Source organism: Xanthomonas sp. LMG 8993 (genome assembly GCF_009835065.2).
Lineage (GTDB): Bacteria > Pseudomonadota > Gammaproteobacteria > Xanthomonadales > Xanthomonadaceae > Xanthomonas > Xanthomonas arboricola.
In genome coordinates, this window is record NZ_QVIF02000003.1 from 377,638 (window position 1) to 395,922 (window position 18,285).

An 18,285-nucleotide genomic window follows, 5' to 3' on the forward strand; every position below is an offset into this window, starting at 1 on the left:
CCAATTTGCCTGCAGCGCATTAGCGGCTGTGGATCGTCGGGAGCGGTGACAGGCCCTGGCTGACGCAGGCGTCCACCGCGCTCAAGGGCGGGATGCATGCCGATGATCAGGCCGGTGCGGCACTGTCCGCGCCCCGGGGCTGCGTCACCGGTTGCCGGGTCGGGCAATCACAGCCGCAGATACCAGCGCCGCCGATCCATCCACCAGCCCACGCACCAACACAGCAGCGTGTAGCTCAGCGCGCACAGCAGCGACCCGAGCGGGCCCGGCGCGATGCTCTGGAACACGCGGATGCCGGCCCAGGCGTACAGGTCCAGCCCGGAACTGCCGGCCGGGAGCAGCCGCAGCACCACCACGAACAGTTCGGAGAACAGGTAGATCGCCAGCGGGTTGCGCCCCAGTACGGTGAAGAAGCCGCTGCCGCCGCTCCAGCCGCGCAACTCCAGCAGGTAGACCAGGACGCCCAGCGCCAGCAGATCCAGGCCTACCGTGCAAGCGACGAACGACCCGCTCCAGAGCTTCTTCGACAGCGGCCAGGCCGGGTGCCAGAGCAACGCCAGCAGCACCAGCCCCGCGCCCGCCAGCAACAGGCTGCGCGTGGCGGCACCGGTCTTGCCGTGCCGCTGCATGAAGCGCCCGCCCAGATAGCCGGCCAGCACGTTGACCGTGGCCGACAGCGTGCCAAGCAGGCCCTCGGGGTCGAAGCCGCCATCCTTGCGATACAGATGCGCATGCCCGTACAGCCACAGGTCCAGCCGGGTGCCGGCGTTGCCGGTCTTGCTCAGCTCCGCACCGGGCTCGCCAAAGACGTACAGCAATGCCCAGTAGCCCAGCAGCAGCGCGACGCAAACCGGCGCGATAGCGCGTGGCGGCAGATAGCGCACCAGCAGCGCTGCGAGCAGATAGCACAGGCCGATCCGCTGCAGCACGCCGGTCAGGCGGAGTTGATCGACTGCAGTGAACGCCCATCCACCATCGGGCTGCGGGTGGAAGAACGGAAACCAGTACATCAGCACGCCGCACATCACGATCAGCGCGGCGCGCTTGCTCACGCGGGCGAGGAACTGCCGGTGCGGCGTGCCGGTGGCCAGCGCAAAACTCATCGCGCTGCCGACGGCGAACAGGAACGAGGGAAACACCAGATCGGCAAGCGTGAAGCCGAACCAGGCCGCGTGGGTCAGCTGCGCATATGGCTGCGCGCCGGGCCCGGCGGTGTTGACCAGGATCATCAGGAAGATGGTCAGGCCGCGGAACACGTCCAGCGACAGGAAGCGTTCGCGCCTGGGTGCTGCGGTTGCGGCACCAGCTGCAGCAGGGAGTGTTTGTGCGCTCATTGCAGTTCCTTGCCCAGCGACTGCAGGGGAAGCGTGCTGCCCGTGGCGAGTGTCGCTGCTTCGGTACGGAAGCGCTCATGGAGGGCCGCGATGTGCAATATGGATCTGCTCATTGGGCAGTACCTTGCGTGGTGCCGCGAATGGCACCGTGCGCCATGCCGTGCACGTCGCCTTGGGCAATGCCTTGCGTTGCACTGTGCGTACTGCCTTGCACATTGCGTTGCATGGCGCTTTGCAAACCCTCTTGCGCGTCCACCTGCGCCAGCAAGCCGCGCAGCAAGGTCAGTGGGTCGCGGGGTGGCTGTCGCTTCGGCACTTCGTCCTGCGCGGCCCATTGGCGCTCCCACGCGGCAAGCTGCGCGTTGACTGCCGCTGCGTCGAACGGTGTGCCCGCCTTGCGTGCGGCGCGGTATGCGCCGAGAAAGCGCGTCCAGCGCTGCAGATAGAAATCCGCGTACATGCCCTGCCATGCCTTGGACGCGTAATCGGCCAGGTTGCCGTCGCCGCCCCAGATGCTGACCTGCGCACGTGCATTGCCGACATAGGCACGCCGCAGTGCGGCATCGTTGCCGGCGGCCGCAGCGGCCTGGCCGCTCCAGTCGGCCAGGGTTTCGTGCTGGCCGCCGACCAGTGCATCCAGCCCCTGCACCACTTGCGTGGTGCGCGCCAGCAGCGCATCGCCGCGTGCGAACTCGCCGGCGTCGTAGGCCTGCACCACCGCCTGCAATTGACGGTCGGCGTGCAGGCTCAGGTAATGCCGTGCGTCTTCGATCAGGTCGTAACGGTATAGCGGCGCGTCGGCATAGCGGTCGGCCTGCTGCAGCAACGCGTCGATGGCGCGGCGCAAGCGTTGCGGATCGCCGGGGCGGTCGTCGAAGCCAATGATGTCGGCGGTCGGCCGCTTGAACAGCAGATACGCGCCGGCGCGCTTGTTCCACCAGCGCGGCGACCAGTAGCGGGTCTGGTAGATGCCCGCTTCCAGATCCGACCAGGCCTGCAGCAAGGCCGCATCGCTGCGGCCGTAGCGCGCGCGGGTGTATTGCGTGAGCCATTGCGACCAGGATTGTTGCGGGCCCTCCCAGGCCAGCGCGTAGAGATAGTCGTAGACCACCGAGTTGCTGTGCAGCCCTTCCGGAAACACGCCAAAGCCGCGCAGGTTGCGTTTGTCCGGATCGGCCAGCAAAGCCTGCAGATCGTGTCGATAGAACGCGAAGTCGCCGTACAACGGATTGCTGGCGCCGTAGTTGTGCACGTAGCCATAGATCCACTGCTTGTTGTCGAAGGCCTGCGCCGCCTTCCAGGTGCCGGGATAGCGGTCGTTGCCGATGTCCAGCACCATCAATCGCGCGTCGGGTACCTTGCCGAGAAACGCGGCGATCGCCTGCGGTTGCCAGAACTCGCGGTCGGCACCGAACAGCCAGCCCTGCATCACCCAGGTGGCCTGCGGATTGACCTGCGCGATGGAGCGATACAAGGCCTGCCCGTATTCGGCCAGGCGTGCATCGCGTTGCGCCGCCGGCACCGCCTTGGCACGTGCGGCATCGGAGTTGGCGATGCTGTCGCCGTACTTGGCGGCGGCCACGTCGCTGCCGTCGTCGGCCACCGGCGGCAGCATCTCGTTGAAGGCGTCGGCCAGATAGAACTCGCCTGCACCGTAGGCCTGCGTGTACAGCTCCAGGAACCGGCGCGCGACCTGGGCGAACAACGGATCGCGTGGATCCAGCCAGTAGGTTTCGTGGAAGCCTTCCCAGGCGCGCATGCGGTAGATGCGCGCGTTGGGATGCGCCTGCGCGAATGCCTTGGGCACGTAGCCGGCAAACGCCGGCAGCACCGGCTGCATGCCCAGCTCGCGCATGCGGGTGAGGATCTGCGTCTGCAGCACGCGCTTGCTGTCGATCCATTGCTGCGGCAACGGTGCACGATAACCTTCGATATTGCCCATGCGCTGCCACGGGGTGAAGGCGGGGCCGGAGAAATACTCCGCCAGCGCGTCATCGCCCACGTCGAACTCGCGCCACAGCGCCTGCCAGATCGCCTCCTGCCCTTCCATCGCCAGCGGCATGTCGATGCCGTGCAGCGCCATCCAGTCGATCTCGCGCTGCCAGCGCGGCCAGTCCCAGAACGGCGTGGTGTAGCCGTAGGTGCAGGTGTTGAGATAGGCGCGATGGGCAAACGGCGTGCGCACCTGGCCGCTGCTGTAGGCCGGCCATTGCGCCGGCAGCGCCACGCGGTCGCCTTCCCAGCTCATCGAGGCCGCACCGGCCTGGCCCAGATAAGCGTAGGCGCCACGCGCCAAGGCCACCTGCGAGGAGCCGGCAATGCGCACCGTGTCGCCGCCGGCATCGATGCGATACCAGTCCGCGCCGTCGCCGCGCGGTGCCACGCGCATCTCGAACTGGGTGGCGCGTGCGCCGATCAGGCGTTGCAGCACCGCCTGTGCGGGCGGTGTAGCCAGCACGGTGAGGGGAATGGCGAGCAAGGCGCCCAGCACTGCGCCGGCGAACAGCCGCGCGGGCGACGACGGGAAAAACGATGAGGTAATCATGGCGAGTTCCGATACTGCACGGTGACGACGTCGTGGAATCCAAACGGTTGATCCGCAGCGACCTGCAGGATCACCGCCAGCGTGCGCGCGCCGGTCGCGGGTGCAAGCGCCAACTTGATCGGTGTGCCGGCCGCCGCCTGTGTCACTGCACGGCCATCCAGAAACACCTGCGCCGGCCCGCTGAGGCGGCCCAGGTCGAGCATGCCGCCGTGGGCCTGCACGCCCTGCCACGGCGTGAACCGGGTGCGGTACAACACGTAGCCGGCGCGTTCGGGCGCGGTTTCCAGGGTGCCGGGCAACGTGTTGCTCCAGCTGTTGTTGTCGTTGGGGCGGCGCGAGAGATCCGGTGCCGGCGGCTGCGCGAAGGCGGCGGTGTGGCGCCAGCTCTCGACCACCATCACCGGCGCCACGATCGGCACCGCGGCCGGCAGCGGCACCGCCACGCACGCGATCTCGATCACCGCATCGCGCACGCCTGCGCTGCGCGCCTGCAGCCGTAATACGCCTGCGCCACGCTCGGCCTGCACGATCGCCTGCGCCAGCCCGTTGAACAGGGCCACTTGCATGCCCCGATCGGCGGCGTGTGCATTCGGGTCGCCATTGCCAACCCCCAGCAAGCGGCCGCCGCTGATCTGCAGCGTCAGCATTGCATTGCAATCGGGCACGTGGCGACCCTGCGCGTCCACCGCTTCCAACGTCACCGGCTGCGCATCGCGGCCATCGCCGCGTAGCTGGGGGCGGTCGGGCGTGAGCCGCAGCGCAACCGCTGCGCCGGTGGTTTCCACCCGCGTACGCGCCACCTCGCGGCCGTCGCGCCAGGCCACCGCTTCCAGCACGCCCGGCGCATAGTCCACCTGCCACTGATTCATCTGCGCGCGATCCACCGCCTGTTTGCCCAGCGAGCGGCCATTGAGCCACAGCTCCACCTGCGCGGCATTGCAGAACGCCATCACCTTGATCGGCCGGCCTTCGCGGCCGGGCCAGTTCCAGTGCGGCAACAGGTGCAGCACCGGCGCGTCGTCGATCCACAGCGCGCGGCGCAACCAGTAGGCCCCCTTGGCAAATCCGCATTGATCCATGATGCCGAAGAACGCGCCCACCGACGGCCATTCGAACGGCGTGGGTTCGCCGCGATAATCGAAGCCGGTCCAGACGAAGCTGCCGGCGACGAACGGGCGTTCGGCAATCAGCTGCCAGGCACGGCGGTGGGTATTGCCCCAGTCCGCGGCCAGGCTGTCGTCTTCGGCCACCACGTGCGCGTCCAGGTCGGTGAACCACGCGCCGCGGGTCTGGAACGCGCTGGTGTCCTCGCTGGACAGCATCGGCGTGCGCGGCCGCGCCGCATGCACGCGGTCGTAGTTGAACTGGCGGTAGTTGAAGCCGAGCACGTCCACCACATCGGCCGCGCCACGGGTGGCGAACATGCCGTCGTTCATGCCGGCGGTGATCGGGCGGCTGTCGTCGAGCGCGCGCACGGCGCTGGCGGCGCGCGCCATGATCGCGTAACCGGTGGCGGTGCCCTGCAGCGGCTCCTCGTTGAGCAGCGACCACAGGAACACGCTGGGATGGTTGCGCTGGCGCCGCACCATGTTCTGCAGCAGCGCCACATACTCGGGTGCGGGATTGAACAGCCTGTTCTCGGCCATCACCAGCATGCCGAGCCGGTCGCAGGCCTGCAGCAGTTCCGGTGCCACCGCGTGATGCAGGCGGATGGCATTGCAGCCCATCGACTTCAAGCGCTGCAGGCGAAACGCGTGCAAGGCATCGGGCAGCGCCACCCCGACGCCGGCATGGTCCTGATGCAGGCATACGCCCTTGATCTTGAGCGGGCGGCCATTGAGGAAGAAGCCGTGGTCGGCATCGAAGCGCAGGCTGCGAAAGCCGATCTCGCACTCGGCATGGTCGCTGCGGCCGTCCGCGCCACGCATGCTGGCCTGCACGCGGTACAGCACCGGCGTGTCCACGCTCCAGCGCTGCGGTTGCGGCACCGACATGCTGATGGCCGCCTGCACGGTACCGAATGCAGCCACGCGCAGTTGCGTCTCGCCACTCGCCACGACAGCACCGTCTGGGTCGCGCAGCGCCACATCCACCCACGCCTCGGCAGGCTGTTCGCCGCTGTTGACCAGGTCCAGTTGCACCGTCAGCTGCCAGAGATCGCCCGGGCCTTCGCGCGGCACCGCCGCCAGGCCATCGCCGGCGATATGCAAGGGCGCACGCAGCACCAGCCAGGTGTGCCGGTAGATGCCGCCGCCTTCGTACCACCAGCCGTCCATCGCCTCGGCATCGACGCGGATGGCGATGCTGTTCACGGCATTGCCGTAGCGCGCGACCGGCGTGAGATCGATGACCAGCCCGTTGTAGCCGCTCCAGCTGCGCGCCATCAGCATGCCGTTGACCCACACGGTGGCATGGCTGGCGATGCCGTCCAGACGTAGTTCCACCGCCTGGCCGCGCACGGACTCGTCCAGCCGTAGCGTGCGCCGGTACCAGGCAATGCCGCGCGGGCGATAGCCCTGCGCGATGTTGGCGTCGGCGCGCACCGCCTGCTCCACCACGAAGTCGTGCGGCAGTTGCAGCTGTCGCCAGCCGGTGTCGTCGTAGTCCGGCGCCGCTGCGCCCCAGGCGCGGCCGGCCTTGGCGTTGTCGTAAGTCTCGTCCTGCGCAAGCAGGCGCGGCGGCGGCAGATCGCCGGCATGGAAGCGCCAGCCCTCGTCCAGGTCCAGCCACTGGCCTGCGCCATCGGTGCCCGCTGGCGGTGGCGCGGGACGCGGCGTGCCGCCACTGCCCGCGCGTGTCGCTACAGCGTTCGCCGCGCCCGGCAGCAGCGCCGGCACGCCAAGCAGCGACGAGGCGCAGACGCTGCCGGCAAGGAACTCACGCCTGCGCATGATGGCGCCCGCCAGCCTGCACCGCAGGCGCGCTCCGTGACGCACGCGGCGCGCGCGTGACCACTGCATGGCGCGCGTCCATCACACCTGCGGCATTGCCTGCGCTGCTGGCTGCCACCCGCAGCGGTGCCTGCCGGCGCAGTGCTCGCTGGCCCGGCATCACAGCATGTCCCACTGCATCGACAGGTAGTAGCTGCGGCCGGTGACGCCGGTCATCTGCCAGCGGCTGGCGATGTCCTTGTACGCCTCCTCGGTGCGGTTGGTGAGATTCAGGCCACCGAGCTGGAAGCTCAGCCTGTCGTTGACCTGGTAGCCGAGCACTGCATCCAGCTGGGTGCGCGCCTTCATGGTGTGGCCTTCGCGCGCGAAGAAGCTGTCGCTGCTGTCCTGTTCGTACTCGCTGCGATGGTTGAGCGAAACGCGCGCCGAATAATGCGCGCTCTCCCAGTACGCGGTGGCGTTCCAGGTCTGCTCGGACAGGTTGCGGATCTGGAAATCGGTATCGCGCTGCGGAATCACCCGGGTGAAGTTGGTGGTCACCCCGAAGCCGTCGATCGGCAGCCAGGCATCCAGCGATTGCGTCCAGCCCAGCTCGTAACCGCGGATCTTGACCTTGCTCGGGTCGTTGGTGGTGGCGGTGATCTCGTAGATATCGCCACCGCTGTCCACGCAGTCGCCGGCCGCGTTGCTGGACAGCGCGGTGCCGTTGAAGGCGGCCGGGCAGACGATGCTGTTGAAGGTGCCGTTCTTGATGTTTTTCCAGAAGCCAGCCACGGTCAGCGCGCCGCCGTTGCCGTAGTACCACTCCAGGCTCAGGTCGGCCTGGTCGGCGGTCAGTGCCTTCAGATCGGTCTGGCCCTGGGTGACGAGATAGGTGGTGGTGCCGCCGGTATTGGTGCCGGTGGAGATGGTCGAGGCGATGGCGGTGTTGCTGTCCAGGATCGGCCGCACCAGCACCTTGGCGGCGGCAAAGCGCAGCAGCAGATCGTCGCGCATGTCCAGCACCAGATTCAGGCTGGGCAGCCAGTTGGAATACTCGTACGGCGCGCGCGCGGTGCCGATCACCACATTGGCATCGTCGCTGGCGGCCTGCGCCTGGGTCAGGTAGGTGTCGGTGGTGCGCTTGGTGTTTTCGTAGCGCAGGCCGAGGTTGCCGCGCAGGCGCATGCTGCCGATGTCGGTATCGATGCGCGCCATCGCATAGGCCGAGGAAATGTCGTTCTCGATGCTGTAGCTGCTCTGCGGTGCGAACAGCACCGGCACGCTGATGCCGGCGGCCGCCAGCGAGCGTGCGTAGGCGGCGATGTCCGGGGTGACCCAGCTGTCCTGCGAGGCCAGCTGCCCGTCGAGGAAGTTGCTGACCGTGCTGTTGGCGGCCGACAGCTCCGGGAACATGTCGAAGCCCGACACCGCACCGGTCCTGAGCAGGTACAGGAAGTCGCGCCGGCGCACGTCGCGCTCGAAGGTTTCGCGGCGGTATTTGGCACCGAAGCGCACCGCATTCAACGCACCCAGCTCCAGATACCGTTCGGCATCCAGCTGCAGCGACCATTCCTTGTTGCTGAGCGACTGGATGGAACCGTTGGGGTACTCGCTACGCACCAGATTGCGCTTGTCCCAGGCGCTGGCATCGGTGGCGTCGGCATCGGTGGTCAGCGAGATCGCGTCGGGATTGGAGGTATCCAGCAGCGTCGCCGAGGGGATCCGGCCCAGGATCGCGGCGCGTTCGTTCTCGTCGGTCTTGCCCTGGGTGTAATTGGCCGCGCCACTGAGCGTCCAGGCATCGCGCTTCCATTTGAAGTCGTAGGTGAGCAACTGTGTGGACAGATCGTGTTGTTCGATCTGGCGGTTGTTCTCCAGCCAGTAGTCCGATGCCGACACCTGCGTGGCGGTCAACCCGTTGGTCTGCAGCACCGTCAGCGGAGTGCGCTCGAACGAGTACACCAGCTGGTTCATGTCGTTGGCGGTCTTGTCCTGCGAATACAGCGCAGTGAGGTTCATCTCCAGCTGGTCGTTGGGCTTCCATTGCAGGCCGCCATTGAACATCTTGCGCGTGGTCTCGCGCTCGATCGAGCGATAGCGCGGACGACGCGGGATGTACAAGGTGCCGGCGTCGGTATCCTGCGTGTACCAGCGGTCGATCCACAGATAATCGGCGCGGTCCTTGAGCTTTTGGTAGCCGGCACTGAGGAACACGCCCAGATCGCCACCGCCGAACTTGAACTGGTCGATATAGGTCAGCACGCCCTTGGGCGTGGGCGAGCCACCGGCGAACTCCGCATATTGGGTCTTGGCCGAGAACAGCAGCTTGGTCTGCTGGTAGTCCAGCGGTTTGGTGGTGTTGATGTTGACCGTGCCGGACAGGCCGCCGGCATCCATGTCCGCCGACGGCGACTTGATCACCTCGATCCCGGCGGCCACTTCCGGCTGGATGATGTCGTAGCGGAACCCGTCGGTGAAGTCGGCGCTCTTGATTACCTGGCCGTTGATGGTGGTGGCCGAGTACTGCGGGCCCAGACCACGCACGCTGATGGTGGAGCCGCGCCCGTTGATGGTGGAGATCTGCACGCCGGGGATGCGCTGGATCGCTTCGGCGATGTTCTCGGCAGGAAACTTGCCGATGTCCTGTGCGGAGATGCCATCGGTCATGCGCACGTCGTCGCGCTTGTTGTCCATCGCGGTGATCAGGCTCTTCTGGTAGGAGCTGGTGACCTTGACGGTATCGAGCTGGGAGATCTGCGCCGATGCCGGCGGCGGCGATTGCTGCGTCTGCGCACTGGCACCGCAGGCAAGCAGCGACATCGCGATGGCGACGGACAGCGAGGAGGGCGAACAACAACACAACGAGGCACGCGGGACAGGTGACATGGGAGATCCTGAGGTGGAATGGCTGGACGACGACGCGGCTGGCATTCCGATCGATCAGCAAAGACAGATCACGACGCTGGGCAACCCACCCACACGCGCACAGGCCACCAGTTCCGGACGTGCGGAACCGCCTGCGATCTGTTGTCTGCGAGCACCCCGTACGGCCCCCCGTGGGTGCCGATGCCGCCTCCCTCCCAGGACGGACATCGCATGCCATTGCTGATCAACGGCCCTGACTGGCAAATACCAATTCAGTGGATTTGATTCTTATGGTCTTTAAAAGATCCTGTCAACAGTCACTGCCGAAAGTGTTTGACCGGCGGCTGCGAACGCGTCTAAGCCCTGATTTTCAAGACCTTCGACGGTGCACAAAGGATCATTCGGGTGCGTGGCGGGCATCGTTGTCACAGGACCAGTCGCTGACCAATCCCCGGTGACCAGACCAATTCCGGTGGATCCGGAATGTGTGGGCCGCAGCGCACGCGTTGCGGGCTGGATCACAGTCCATACCGCACGCTCCCGTGTATCGGAAGCAGCACTTCTGCCTTATCGAAGCAATCCAGCAACTGGCGCAATGACTACGCAGGGTCCTACGTCGACAACGTTGTCAACGGATCAATGAACTGTGCCTTCGCAGCGGCCACGATGAAGACACCAGCCACCAGGCATGCACGCTAATGGTGCAGACGAAAGATTTCTCGCCGCGCCCCGCGTAACAGCAGTCCTAGCGCAATTGCCCCTGGTCGATGCGCAACAAGCTGCGCTCCGGGGTGGCGGCAAAGCCCAGCAACTGCAGGCCCACGCCCAACACTGCGTCCTGCCCCGGATCGATGCGTGACTGCAATTGCCAACGCCCATCGCGCCACACTTGCAGCTGTGCATCGGCCTGCACGCCGGCAGGCAACGGTGCATCGGGCAGCAGACTCAGCACGGCGCTGTCATCCACGCACCGCGGCTGCCCGGACAAGCGCAACGGCGGCAGACCGGGCAGCTCGCCCGCCCCGCTCGCCAGCAGTTGCAGGCCGACCCGGCCACCTGCCTGCACGCAACCGGTGGCATCGAACAGCAGATCCACCTGCTGCAGCTCCACCGCCAGATCGATCAAGGCCATGCCCGCCGGCTGGCGCAACAGCAGCTGGCCCTGCGCATCGCCGATACCGTGTTGCGCGCCATCCACCAGTAGCAGTTGCAGCTGCGGGGCCTGCAGGTGCACCTGGCGCTGTCCACGCAACAGCGGCCAGATGCGCGGCCGCACCATGACATCGCCGAAGGCGATGCCTTGCCATTGCACCTGCCGCAAGGTGCCTGCCCATACCGGCCCCTCCACGTCCAGCGCCGAGAACGGCAAGCCCTCGCGTGGCAACACCAGGCGCAGGGGCAGCCATGCCAGCAGCGCAACGCCCACCATCAACAAAAAGACCAGGATCCAACGCAGGCGCGTCACGGTGCAGGCTCCGTAAACCCGCAGCGTACCTGCAGTTGGCCCTGGTCGCGCACGATGCTCAGCTGCGTCGGCGCCAGGTCATGCGCCTGGCGCAGCCGCTCCAGCCAGCCGAACAGGCTGGCGGCGCTGACCGCATCGATCTGCACGTCCACCCCGCCCGCTGCGTTGCGCTGCTGGGCGGTGATGCCGACGCCGGCATCGCGTGCGCTGCTTGCGATGAGCTCGTTCAGTGCCGCCGTACCAGGAGCAGCCGTACGCCTGCTCGCCGATGCATGCGCAGATGCATCGAGCACGAGCTGCGCCGCAGCGGCATAGCGCGCCTGCGCCTGGGCACGCCAGTGCCGCAACGGGGTGTAGAGCGCATACCAGGCGACGAACGCAGCCACGGCGGCGCACATCACGCCCAGCATCAGCCGCTCGCGCGGCGCACGTGCCTGCCACCACTGCGCGCCGCGTTGCATAGGTGCAGTCATCGCAATGGCTCCAGCACGAATGACGTCCGCAGGCGATCGTCCTCGCCCTGGCTGCTGCCGGGCTGCAGTTGCCACCCCTCCCCGGCCAGACGCGTGGACAACTGTTGCAGGCTGGCGCCATCGGCGTGCAGCAGGGTGCCGCGCAGCGGCTGTGTGGCGTGATAGTCGATCTGATCCAGTTCCGCCGCCGGCATGGCATCGACCGCTGCGAACAAGTCGCCGAGCTGCATGGCCAGGCGATCGGCCGCTGCCCCGGTATGCCGGCGTGCCTGCAGCGCGGCCGGCACCGCCGCCGCATCGCGCACGCCCAACTGCGCGGCGGCGCGCGATTGCAGCAGGCGCGCGCCGATTTCGTAGCGCAGTGTCTGTGCCAGCACCAGCACCAGCGGCGACAGCAGCACCAGCGCGGCCAGCGCCGCAAGACGGCGCGTAGTGACCGTGCGCGCAGCGGCCGGCCGCGCAGCGAACGCGTGTTGCAGCAGGTTGATCGGTGCGCGCGTGGCGCCTTGCGCAAGGCAGGCAATGGCGTGCGCGGTGTCCTGCGCTGGCGGCTGTGCCGGCGCGCGCGCGCCCAGCAGCATGCGCGCGGCCTCCGGCTCCAGGCTGCAGGCCAGGCCTGCGCCACGGATCAGCCAGCGACCGTCCCAGTCCACCACTGCCGCCGCAGCGTCCGCGCCGGGCTCCAGCAACAGGCAATCGGGCACCACCGCATCGGGGACGACGCCCAGCTGCGCTGCGCGCGCCAACCACTGCTGCATCGTTGCGCCATCCACCGCAGCGACCAGGCGCGTGCCATCAGCCTCGCTGCGATCGGCGATCACCACATGCAGGGCCGGCGTCTCCACAGCCAGATGTTCGGCCAGTTGCAGGCGCGCGGCCGCGACCGACTGCGCGATGCTGCGGCCGGGCAGGCTCAGCCAGCGCAGATGCACATCCACGCCCGGCACCACCAGCACGCTGCGTGCGGACGGTTCGTACGGCGCGCTGGCCACGCGCTGCGACAGTACCTGGCCATGCGCGTCCACACGCACGGCGATCGCGTGCGCGGTGGCATCGGCGGGCAGCAACAGCAAGGTGGTACTCATTCGTCGGAACTCCATTGGCGCGCCACCAGCCGCACGCGCCCGGCAGGATCCTGCTGCAGCAAGGCGTCCAGCACGACCTGCGCGCCGGCATGGTCGACCTGGCTGTAGAGGGAGAAATAACGGCTACGTAATTCGATCTGTTCCAGCACTGCATTGGAAAGCTCGGCCTGGATCAGCGCTGGCTGGCTCAGGAAGGTCTTGACGTCCCGCCATCCGCCGGCCGGCCGCGCGGCGATGACGCGGCGCGCGGCCGGCAATTCCAGGGCGCCTTCGGTCAGCGCCACCAGCACCGGCGCATCCTGCAGACGCAACGTATTGATGTTGACCGGCGACAGCCGCGCCTCCGGCAGTGCGCACACATGCGGCCGCAACTGCGCGATCACCTGCGGCGTGTAGCCGGCGATGGCGCGCAGCTCGCTGACGCCCGCCAGCAGGGTCGCCCCGCTGCGCAACGGCACTGCCGATTGCAGGTAGCGATCGTCTTCGGCGCCCTGCGCGCCGGGCTGGCTGTCGCTGTCGATCCAGTCCACCAGTGCATCGGTCAGCGCCTGCGCCTGTTGCGGTGCGATGCCCAGCACCTCCAGCAAGGCGCGGTACTGCGCTGCGCCGTCGTCGCTGCGCTGCCATTGCTCGGGCGCACCGGCGACCACGCTGTTGAGATTGAAGCAGCCGCCGCGGTCGCGCAGCCGCACGCTCACTGCGCCGTCGTCCAGCGGGAAGGTCACCGGTTGATCGTTCCAGCCACCCTCCAGCGTGGTGCGCATCGGGTCGCGCCTGGCCAGTGCCTGCAGGCGTTGCCGGGCGATGGTTTCGGTGCCCAGCGCATACCACTGCGCCTGCGTCATCGCCTCGCCATTGCCGCTGCGGCGCAGGCCAAAGCGCAGATCGTCCAGCACTGCGACCATCAGCAACGTCATCACCGCCACCAGCAACAGCACCGTCAGCAGTGCGACGCCGCGTTGCTGCCTGCGTGCGTTCAAGGCCTTCATCCGCGCCCCTCCGGTAGCAGGAACAACTGGCGCACGCGGCCCCATTGCTCCAGGTCCAGCTCCAGCGAGATCGCATCCGGCAGTGCGTCGAGCCCGCCGCTCCAGCCATCGCTCCACTGCGCGCGATAATGGAACCCGACCACCGCCGAGCGCACGCCACGCAACACCACCTGCGGCGGACCGGCGACTGCACCGTCGAGTGCGGGGCGTGCACTGCGCTCCAGGCGTCCATCGACCACCCGGTATTCCACGTATTGCAGCGACGCGCGCGGCGCCTGATCCGGATTGCTCCAGCCGCGTCGCGCAAAACCGAACAGCGGCCCCGGCACACCGGGCGGGCTGGCGACGAACGCGGTGCGTGCAGCGCCGCCCTCGCTGTTGCGCGTGCGCCGCACTGCGGCCTGCTGCAGGTCGCTGCGCAACAGGCCATGTGCAAGCTGGAACTCGCGGACCTGCTGCAAACGTGCACGCACCGCATCGCGCTGGTCGATGCTCTGGCGCATCACCACCACCGCGGCGACCGCCACCAGCGCGAACACCGCCAGGGCGACCAACAGTTCGATCAAGGTAAAGCCCGCGCTGCCACGGCTGCCCGCTGCGCTGCGAGGTGTGCGGATCATTCGGCGCTCCGCAAGACGCTGAGGCTGGCGATTTCCTGCGCCTGCGCTGCGGCGCGCACCTGCACCTGGATGCGCACGATGCCGGTACTGCCGGCCGGCATTGACGTGCGCTGCCAGTCCCAGCTGCGTCCGCCCAGCCTTTCCTGCCCGTTCGCCGGCCCCACTGCTGCGGCGGTGGGCGCCAGCATCGCGTCGATCGCCTGATTCTCCGCAACCACCGCAGCCAGTGCACGCTCTTCCAGCACCACCGCGGTGCGCGTGCTTTCGCCGGACAGGTTCAGCAGGCCAACCACGGCCATGCCGAAGATCGCCAGCGCGACCATCAGTTCGAGCAGCGAAAACCCGCCGCAGGCATGGGGCTTACCGCAGGGGCGCATCGACCCGCACCACGCCGGCGGCGTCCACCACCACCTGCAGCTGTTGCTGGCCGTCGGCCAGCGCGATGCGTTGCGGCGTGGCCGCACCGGTGGGGTCGAAGCGCACGCTCAACTGCGTCCCGCCCACCGGCAACTGCGTCTGCACGCCGACAGGCCAGCGCATCGCGGCGAACGGCTTTTCATCCAGCGGCACCCAGCGTTGCTGCGCCTGGCGGCGGAACCTGTAGCCACCTGCATCCACGGTCACCTCGACCATGCGCAGGCTCAGGATGGCTTCGTCGCGTGCGTGCAGCAAGGCACTGGCCAATGCATCGGCCTGGTCGTGCAGGTCGCGCCGCGCATCGGGCAAGGTCAGCACCACCAGCGTACTGGCCAGTGCGGTGATCACCAGGACGGCGAGCAGTTCGAGCAGGGTGAAGCCGCGCGCCTGCGCCCGCGACGCACATGCCCGTGCTCGCCTTGCCATGTCCGTTTGCGCGAGCACTGTTGCGACTCAGCGCCAGTTGCCGATATCGGCATTGTCGGCGTCGCCGCCTTCGGCACCATCGGCACCGAACGAGTAGACGTCGAAGCCACCACTGCGGCCCGGGCGGCGGTATTGATACGCATGGCCCCACGGATCTTCCGGCAGGCGGCGGATATAGCCGCCCTGGCGATAGCGCTCGGGCCGGGTCAATCCGCTCGGCGCATTGAGCAAGGCCTGCAGGCCCTGTTCGGTGCTCGGGTAGCTGAGGTTGTCCAGGCGATAGGTCTCCAGCGCCTGCTCCAGCACCGCCACGTCGGCACGCGCCTTCTCAACCATGGCGCGGTCCTGGCTGGGCATTACGTTGATCATCACCACCGTGGCCAGCAGGCCGATGATGACGATGACCACCATCAACTCGACAAGGGTGAAGCCGCGCAGGCGCGCGCGCGCAGTGAGCGAGCCAGGACGTGCGCGAGAAGGGATGGACTGCATGAGGATCTCCAGGGATAAGCGTCCGCGCTCAACCAAGCGCGAGGGTGTTGAATTGCAGGATGGGCAGCAGGATCGACAGCACGATCACCGCCACCACGCCGCCGAGCAGCACGATGATGGCCGGCTCCAGCAGGCTCATCGCCGCGGTGGTGAACGACTCGAACTCGCGCTCCAGATAATCGGCGGCGCGCTCCAGCATCGGCGCCAGGCGCCCGCTGTTTTCGCCGCTGGAGGCCATGTACAGCAGCGTCGGTGGAAACACGCCGGCGCGCTTCATCGCCGCAGCCAGGCTGCCGCCTTCGCGGATTGCCGTGACCATGTTGTCGGTGGCCATCCGCAAGGCGCGGTTGTCGACGGTGCGCGCGGCGATCATCAGGCCTTCCATCAACGGCAGCCCGCTGTTGACCATGATGGCCAGCGTGCGCGCCATGCGTGCGGCGTGCAGATCGCGAATCAGCCGGCCGAGCAAGGGCGCGCGCAGCACCGCACGGTCGGCCGCCAGGCGTACCTCCGGGCGCTTGAGCAGGCGCAGCGCTGCGATCACCGCAATGACCAGTGCCACCAGCAACGGAATGCCTGCATGCAACAGGAAATTCGACACGCCGATCACTGCGCGGGTCAGCCATGGCAATGCGCGGCCCATCGAATCAAACTGGTCCACCACCTTGGGCACCACGAAGGTCATCAGCACGATGACCACCGCACCGGCAGTCAGGGCCAACGCCGCCGGATACACCAACGCAGACTGCAGCTTGCTGCGCACCTGCGCCTGCCGCTCCAACAGGTCGGCCAGGCGCTCCAGCACCTGCGGCAGCGCCCCGGCACTCTCGCCCGCGGCCACCATCGCGCGGTACAGCGGCGGAAACGCAGTGCCCTGGCGCGCCATCGCATCGGACAGGCGGAAGCCCTCGACCACCAGCCCGTGCGTCTGGCCGGTGACCCGGCGCACGCCGCGCCGTTCGGATTGCGTGCCGATGGTGCGCAGCGCTTCTTCCAGCGGCGCGGTTTCCACCAGCGTGGCGAGTTGACGGGTGAACAGCACCAGATCCTTGCCACTGAAACGCGCCGGACGCACGCTGCTGGCCGCCACCGCCGCCTCCACGCGTACCGGCACCCACTGCCGCTGCTCCAGTTGCGCACGCGCAGCATGTACCGTGTCCGCGCTGATCACGCCCTGACGGCTGTGCCCATGCAGGTCGAGCACGGTGTAGTCAAACCTTGGCATGCGCATCGTCCTGCTGGCGGGTCACCCGCAGCGCTTCTTCCAGCGTGGTGAGGCCTTGCAGCACAGCGGCGCGCGCGGCATCACCCAGGCGCGCTGCGCGTGCGAAGGCCGCTGCCGCCAGGGCATCCTCGTCGGCGTTGTCGCCGATCAGGCGGCGCATCGCATCGTCCACCGCGATGGCTTCGTAGATGCCCACGCGCCCGGCATAACCGCTGTGGTGGCAGGCCGCGCAGCCCACGGCGGCGTAGATGGTTGCATCGTCGGGCGCCTGCAACATCTGCCGCGTGCTGGCATCCATCAGGCGCGGTGCGCGGCACTGCGTGCACAGGCGACGGACCAGGCGCTGCGCCAGAATCAGCCGCAGGCTCGACGCGAGCAGGAACGGTTCGATGCCCATGTCGCGCAGCCGCGTGACTGCGCCCACCGCATCGTTGGTGTGCACGGTGGACAGCACCAAGTGGCCGGTGAGGCTGGCCTGCACGGCGATCTGCGCGGTCTCGGCGTCGCGGATCTCGCCGATCATGACCACGTCCGGATCCTGGCGCAGGATCGCGCGCAAGCCGGCCGCGAAGGTCATGCCGACACGTGCATTGACCTGGGTCTGGCCGACGCCGTCGATGGCGTATTCCACCGGGTCCTCCACCGTGAGGATGTTGCGCGAGCCATCGTTGAGCAGGCTCAGCGCCGCATACAGCGTGGTGGTCTTGCCCGAGCCGGTCGGCCCGGTCACCAGCACGATGCCGTTGGGCACCTGCAGGGCGCGCTGCACGGTGTGCATCACCGCCGGTGGCATGCCCAGCTGGGCCAGCGACAAGGTGCCCTGCTCCTTGTCCAGGATGCGCAGCACCACCCGCTCGCTGCTGCGCGTCGGCAGCGTGGACACGCGCACGTCCAGCGCCTTGGCGCCCATCACCAGCGACACGCGGCCATCCTGCGGGATGCGTTTTTCGGCGATATCCAACCGCGCCATCACCTTGACCCGCGACACCAGCAACGGCGCGATGCGTCCGGGCAAGGTGGCCGCCTCGCGCATCACCCCATCCACGCGCAGGCGCACGCGCAGCCGCGATTCGTAGGATTCCAGATGTACGTCCGAGGCGCCCAGGCGCGCGGCCTCGGCGATGATGCCGTTGATCAGGCGGATGATCGGCGCATCGTCCTGGCTGTCGAGCAGATCGGCGGTGGGGATGTCGTCGATCAACGAATCCAGGCTGCCGTGCAGGTCCAGCGCCTCGACCTGCACTCCCTGCTCCATGCCGGCATCGGCGTAGATCTCCGACACATGCCGGTCGAACACCGACGGCGCCAGCGTGCGCACCTGCAACGGCATGCCCAGCGCACGCCGCAGCTCGATCAGCGCCTGCACGTCGCCGCCTTCGCGCAGGCCGATCTGCGCGGCGCTGTCGCTGCCGAGCAGCACCACGCCGTGGCGCTTGGCAAACGCGTAGGAAATGCTGGCGCGCGCGGTGTTCATGG

At 67.8% G+C, this 18,285-nt stretch carries 14 protein-coding genes; all 14 read right to left on the reverse strand.

Going from position 1 to position 18,285, the window contains the following annotated elements:
• Positions 1–167: 167 nt before the first annotated feature.
• A complete protein-coding gene (locus DYQ94_RS08020) occupies positions 168–1,334 on the reverse strand; it encodes an acyltransferase family protein (protein ID WP_126965132.1) in 1,167 nt (388 codons plus the stop codon).
• A 109-nt stretch (positions 1,335–1,443) separates the two neighbouring features.
• Complete coding sequence (locus DYQ94_RS08025; RefSeq protein WP_160955189.1) at positions 1,444–3,879, reverse strand: alpha-N-acetylglucosaminidase; 2,436 nt, start codon at positions 3,877–3,879, stop codon at positions 1,444–1,446.
• Complete coding sequence (gene galA, locus DYQ94_RS08030) at positions 3,876–6,770, reverse strand: beta-galactosidase GalA (RefSeq protein ID WP_126965130.1); 2,895 nt, start codon at positions 6,768–6,770, stop codon at positions 3,876–3,878. Before galA ends, DYQ94_RS08025 begins: the two co-directional genes overlap by 4 nt.
• 159 nt (positions 6,771–6,929) lie before the next feature.
• Positions 6,930–9,638, reverse strand: coding sequence for a TonB-dependent receptor (locus DYQ94_RS08035; RefSeq protein WP_126965129.1), 2,709 nt, complete (start codon positions 9,636–9,638; stop codon positions 6,930–6,932).
• 724 nt (positions 9,639–10,362) lie between these two features.
• On the reverse strand, positions 10,363–11,046 hold the full coding sequence (gspN, locus tag DYQ94_RS08040; protein WP_102255680.1) for a type II secretion system protein N: 684 nt from the start codon (positions 11,044–11,046) through the stop codon (positions 10,363–10,365).
• Between the two features lie 32 nt (positions 11,047–11,078).
• Positions 11,079–11,555, reverse strand: a complete 477-nt coding sequence (locus DYQ94_RS08045) for a type II secretion system protein M (protein ID WP_126965128.1) — start codon at positions 11,553–11,555, stop codon at positions 11,079–11,081.
• On the reverse strand, positions 11,552–12,640 hold the full coding sequence (gene gspL / locus DYQ94_RS08050; protein ID WP_126965127.1) for a type II secretion system protein GspL: 1,089 nt from the start codon (positions 12,638–12,640) through the stop codon (positions 11,552–11,554). The genes DYQ94_RS08045 and gspL overlap by 4 nt, the downstream gene beginning before the upstream one ends.
• A complete protein-coding gene (gene gspK, locus DYQ94_RS08055; protein WP_126965126.1) occupies positions 12,637–13,629 on the reverse strand; it encodes a type II secretion system minor pseudopilin GspK in 993 nt (330 codons plus the stop codon). The genes gspL and gspK overlap by 4 nt, the downstream gene beginning before the upstream one ends.
• A complete protein-coding gene (gene gspJ / locus DYQ94_RS08060; RefSeq protein ID WP_126965125.1) occupies positions 13,626–14,249 on the reverse strand; it encodes a type II secretion system minor pseudopilin GspJ in 624 nt (207 codons plus the stop codon). Before gspJ ends, gspK begins: the two co-directional genes overlap by 4 nt.
• Positions 14,246–14,626 (reverse strand): type II secretion system minor pseudopilin GspI, encoded by a 381-nt coding sequence (gene gspI / locus DYQ94_RS08065; RefSeq protein ID WP_160955188.1) that lies wholly within the window; start codon positions 14,624–14,626, stop codon positions 14,246–14,248. Before gspI ends, gspJ begins: the two co-directional genes overlap by 4 nt.
• Positions 14,610–15,092: a GspH/FimT family pseudopilin gene (locus tag DYQ94_RS08070; protein WP_160955187.1), complete on the reverse strand. Its 483-nt coding sequence runs from the start codon at positions 15,090–15,092 to the stop codon at positions 14,610–14,612. Before DYQ94_RS08070 ends, gspI begins: the two co-directional genes overlap by 17 nt.
• A 27-nt stretch (positions 15,093–15,119) precedes the next feature.
• Positions 15,120–15,584: a type II secretion system major pseudopilin GspG gene (gene gspG / locus DYQ94_RS08075; RefSeq protein ID WP_102583436.1), complete on the reverse strand. Its 465-nt coding sequence runs from the start codon at positions 15,582–15,584 to the stop codon at positions 15,120–15,122.
• A 28-nt stretch (positions 15,585–15,612) separates the two neighbouring features.
• Entirely contained in the window at positions 15,613–16,809 is a 1,197-nt protein-coding gene (gspF, locus tag DYQ94_RS08080; RefSeq protein WP_160955186.1) for a type II secretion system inner membrane protein GspF, read from the reverse strand.
• On the reverse strand, positions 16,796–18,283 hold the full coding sequence (gene gspE / locus DYQ94_RS08085) for a type II secretion system ATPase GspE (RefSeq protein WP_237475013.1): 1,488 nt from the start codon (positions 18,281–18,283) through the stop codon (positions 16,796–16,798). Before gspE ends, gspF begins: the two co-directional genes overlap by 14 nt.
• Between the last annotated feature and the right edge of the window lie 2 nt (positions 18,284–18,285).

Bases quoted from the DNA above. Each gene is read 5' to 3' on its own strand.
- gspN (WP_102255680.1), bottom strand. From the start codon at position 11,046: ATGGTGGGCGTTGCGCTGCTGGCATGGCTGCCCCTGCGCCTGGTGTTG.
- gspI (WP_160955188.1), bottom strand. From the start codon at position 14,626: ATGCGCCCCTGCGGTAAGCCCCATGCCTGCGGCGGGTTTTCGCTGCTC.
- DYQ94_RS08025 (WP_160955189.1), bottom strand. From the start codon at position 3,879: ATGATTACCTCATCGTTTTTCCCGTCGTCGCCCGCGCGGCTGTTCGCC.
- gspK (WP_126965126.1), bottom strand. From the start codon at position 13,629: ATGAAGGCCTTGAACGCACGCAGGCAGCAACGCGGCGTCGCACTGCTG.
- DYQ94_RS08020 (WP_126965132.1), bottom strand. From the start codon at position 1,334: ATGAGCGCACAAACACTCCCTGCTGCAGCTGGTGCCGCAACCGCAGCA.
- DYQ94_RS08070 (WP_160955187.1), bottom strand. From the start codon at position 15,092: ATGGCAAGGCGAGCACGGGCATGTGCGTCGCGGGCGCAGGCGCGCGGC.
- gspF (WP_160955186.1), bottom strand. From the start codon at position 16,809: ATGCCAAGGTTTGACTACACCGTGCTCGACCTGCATGGGCACAGCCGT.
- gspE (WP_237475013.1), bottom strand. From the start codon at position 18,283: ATGAACACCGCGCGCGCCAGCATTTCCTACGCGTTTGCCAAGCGCCAC.
- galA (WP_126965130.1), bottom strand. From the start codon at position 6,770: ATGCGCAGGCGTGAGTTCCTTGCCGGCAGCGTCTGCGCCTCGTCGCTG.
- DYQ94_RS08035 (WP_126965129.1), bottom strand. From the start codon at position 9,638: ATGTCACCTGTCCCGCGTGCCTCGTTGTGTTGTTGTTCGCCCTCCTCG.
- DYQ94_RS08045 (WP_126965128.1), bottom strand. From the start codon at position 11,555: ATGACTGCACCTATGCAACGCGGCGCGCAGTGGTGGCAGGCACGTGCG.
- gspJ (WP_126965125.1), bottom strand. From the start codon at position 14,249: ATGATCCGCACACCTCGCAGCGCAGCGGGCAGCCGTGGCAGCGCGGGC.
- gspG (WP_102583436.1), bottom strand. From the start codon at position 15,584: ATGCAGTCCATCCCTTCTCGCGCACGTCCTGGCTCGCTCACTGCGCGC.
- gspL (WP_126965127.1), bottom strand. From the start codon at position 12,640: ATGAGTACCACCTTGCTGTTGCTGCCCGCCGATGCCACCGCGCACGCG.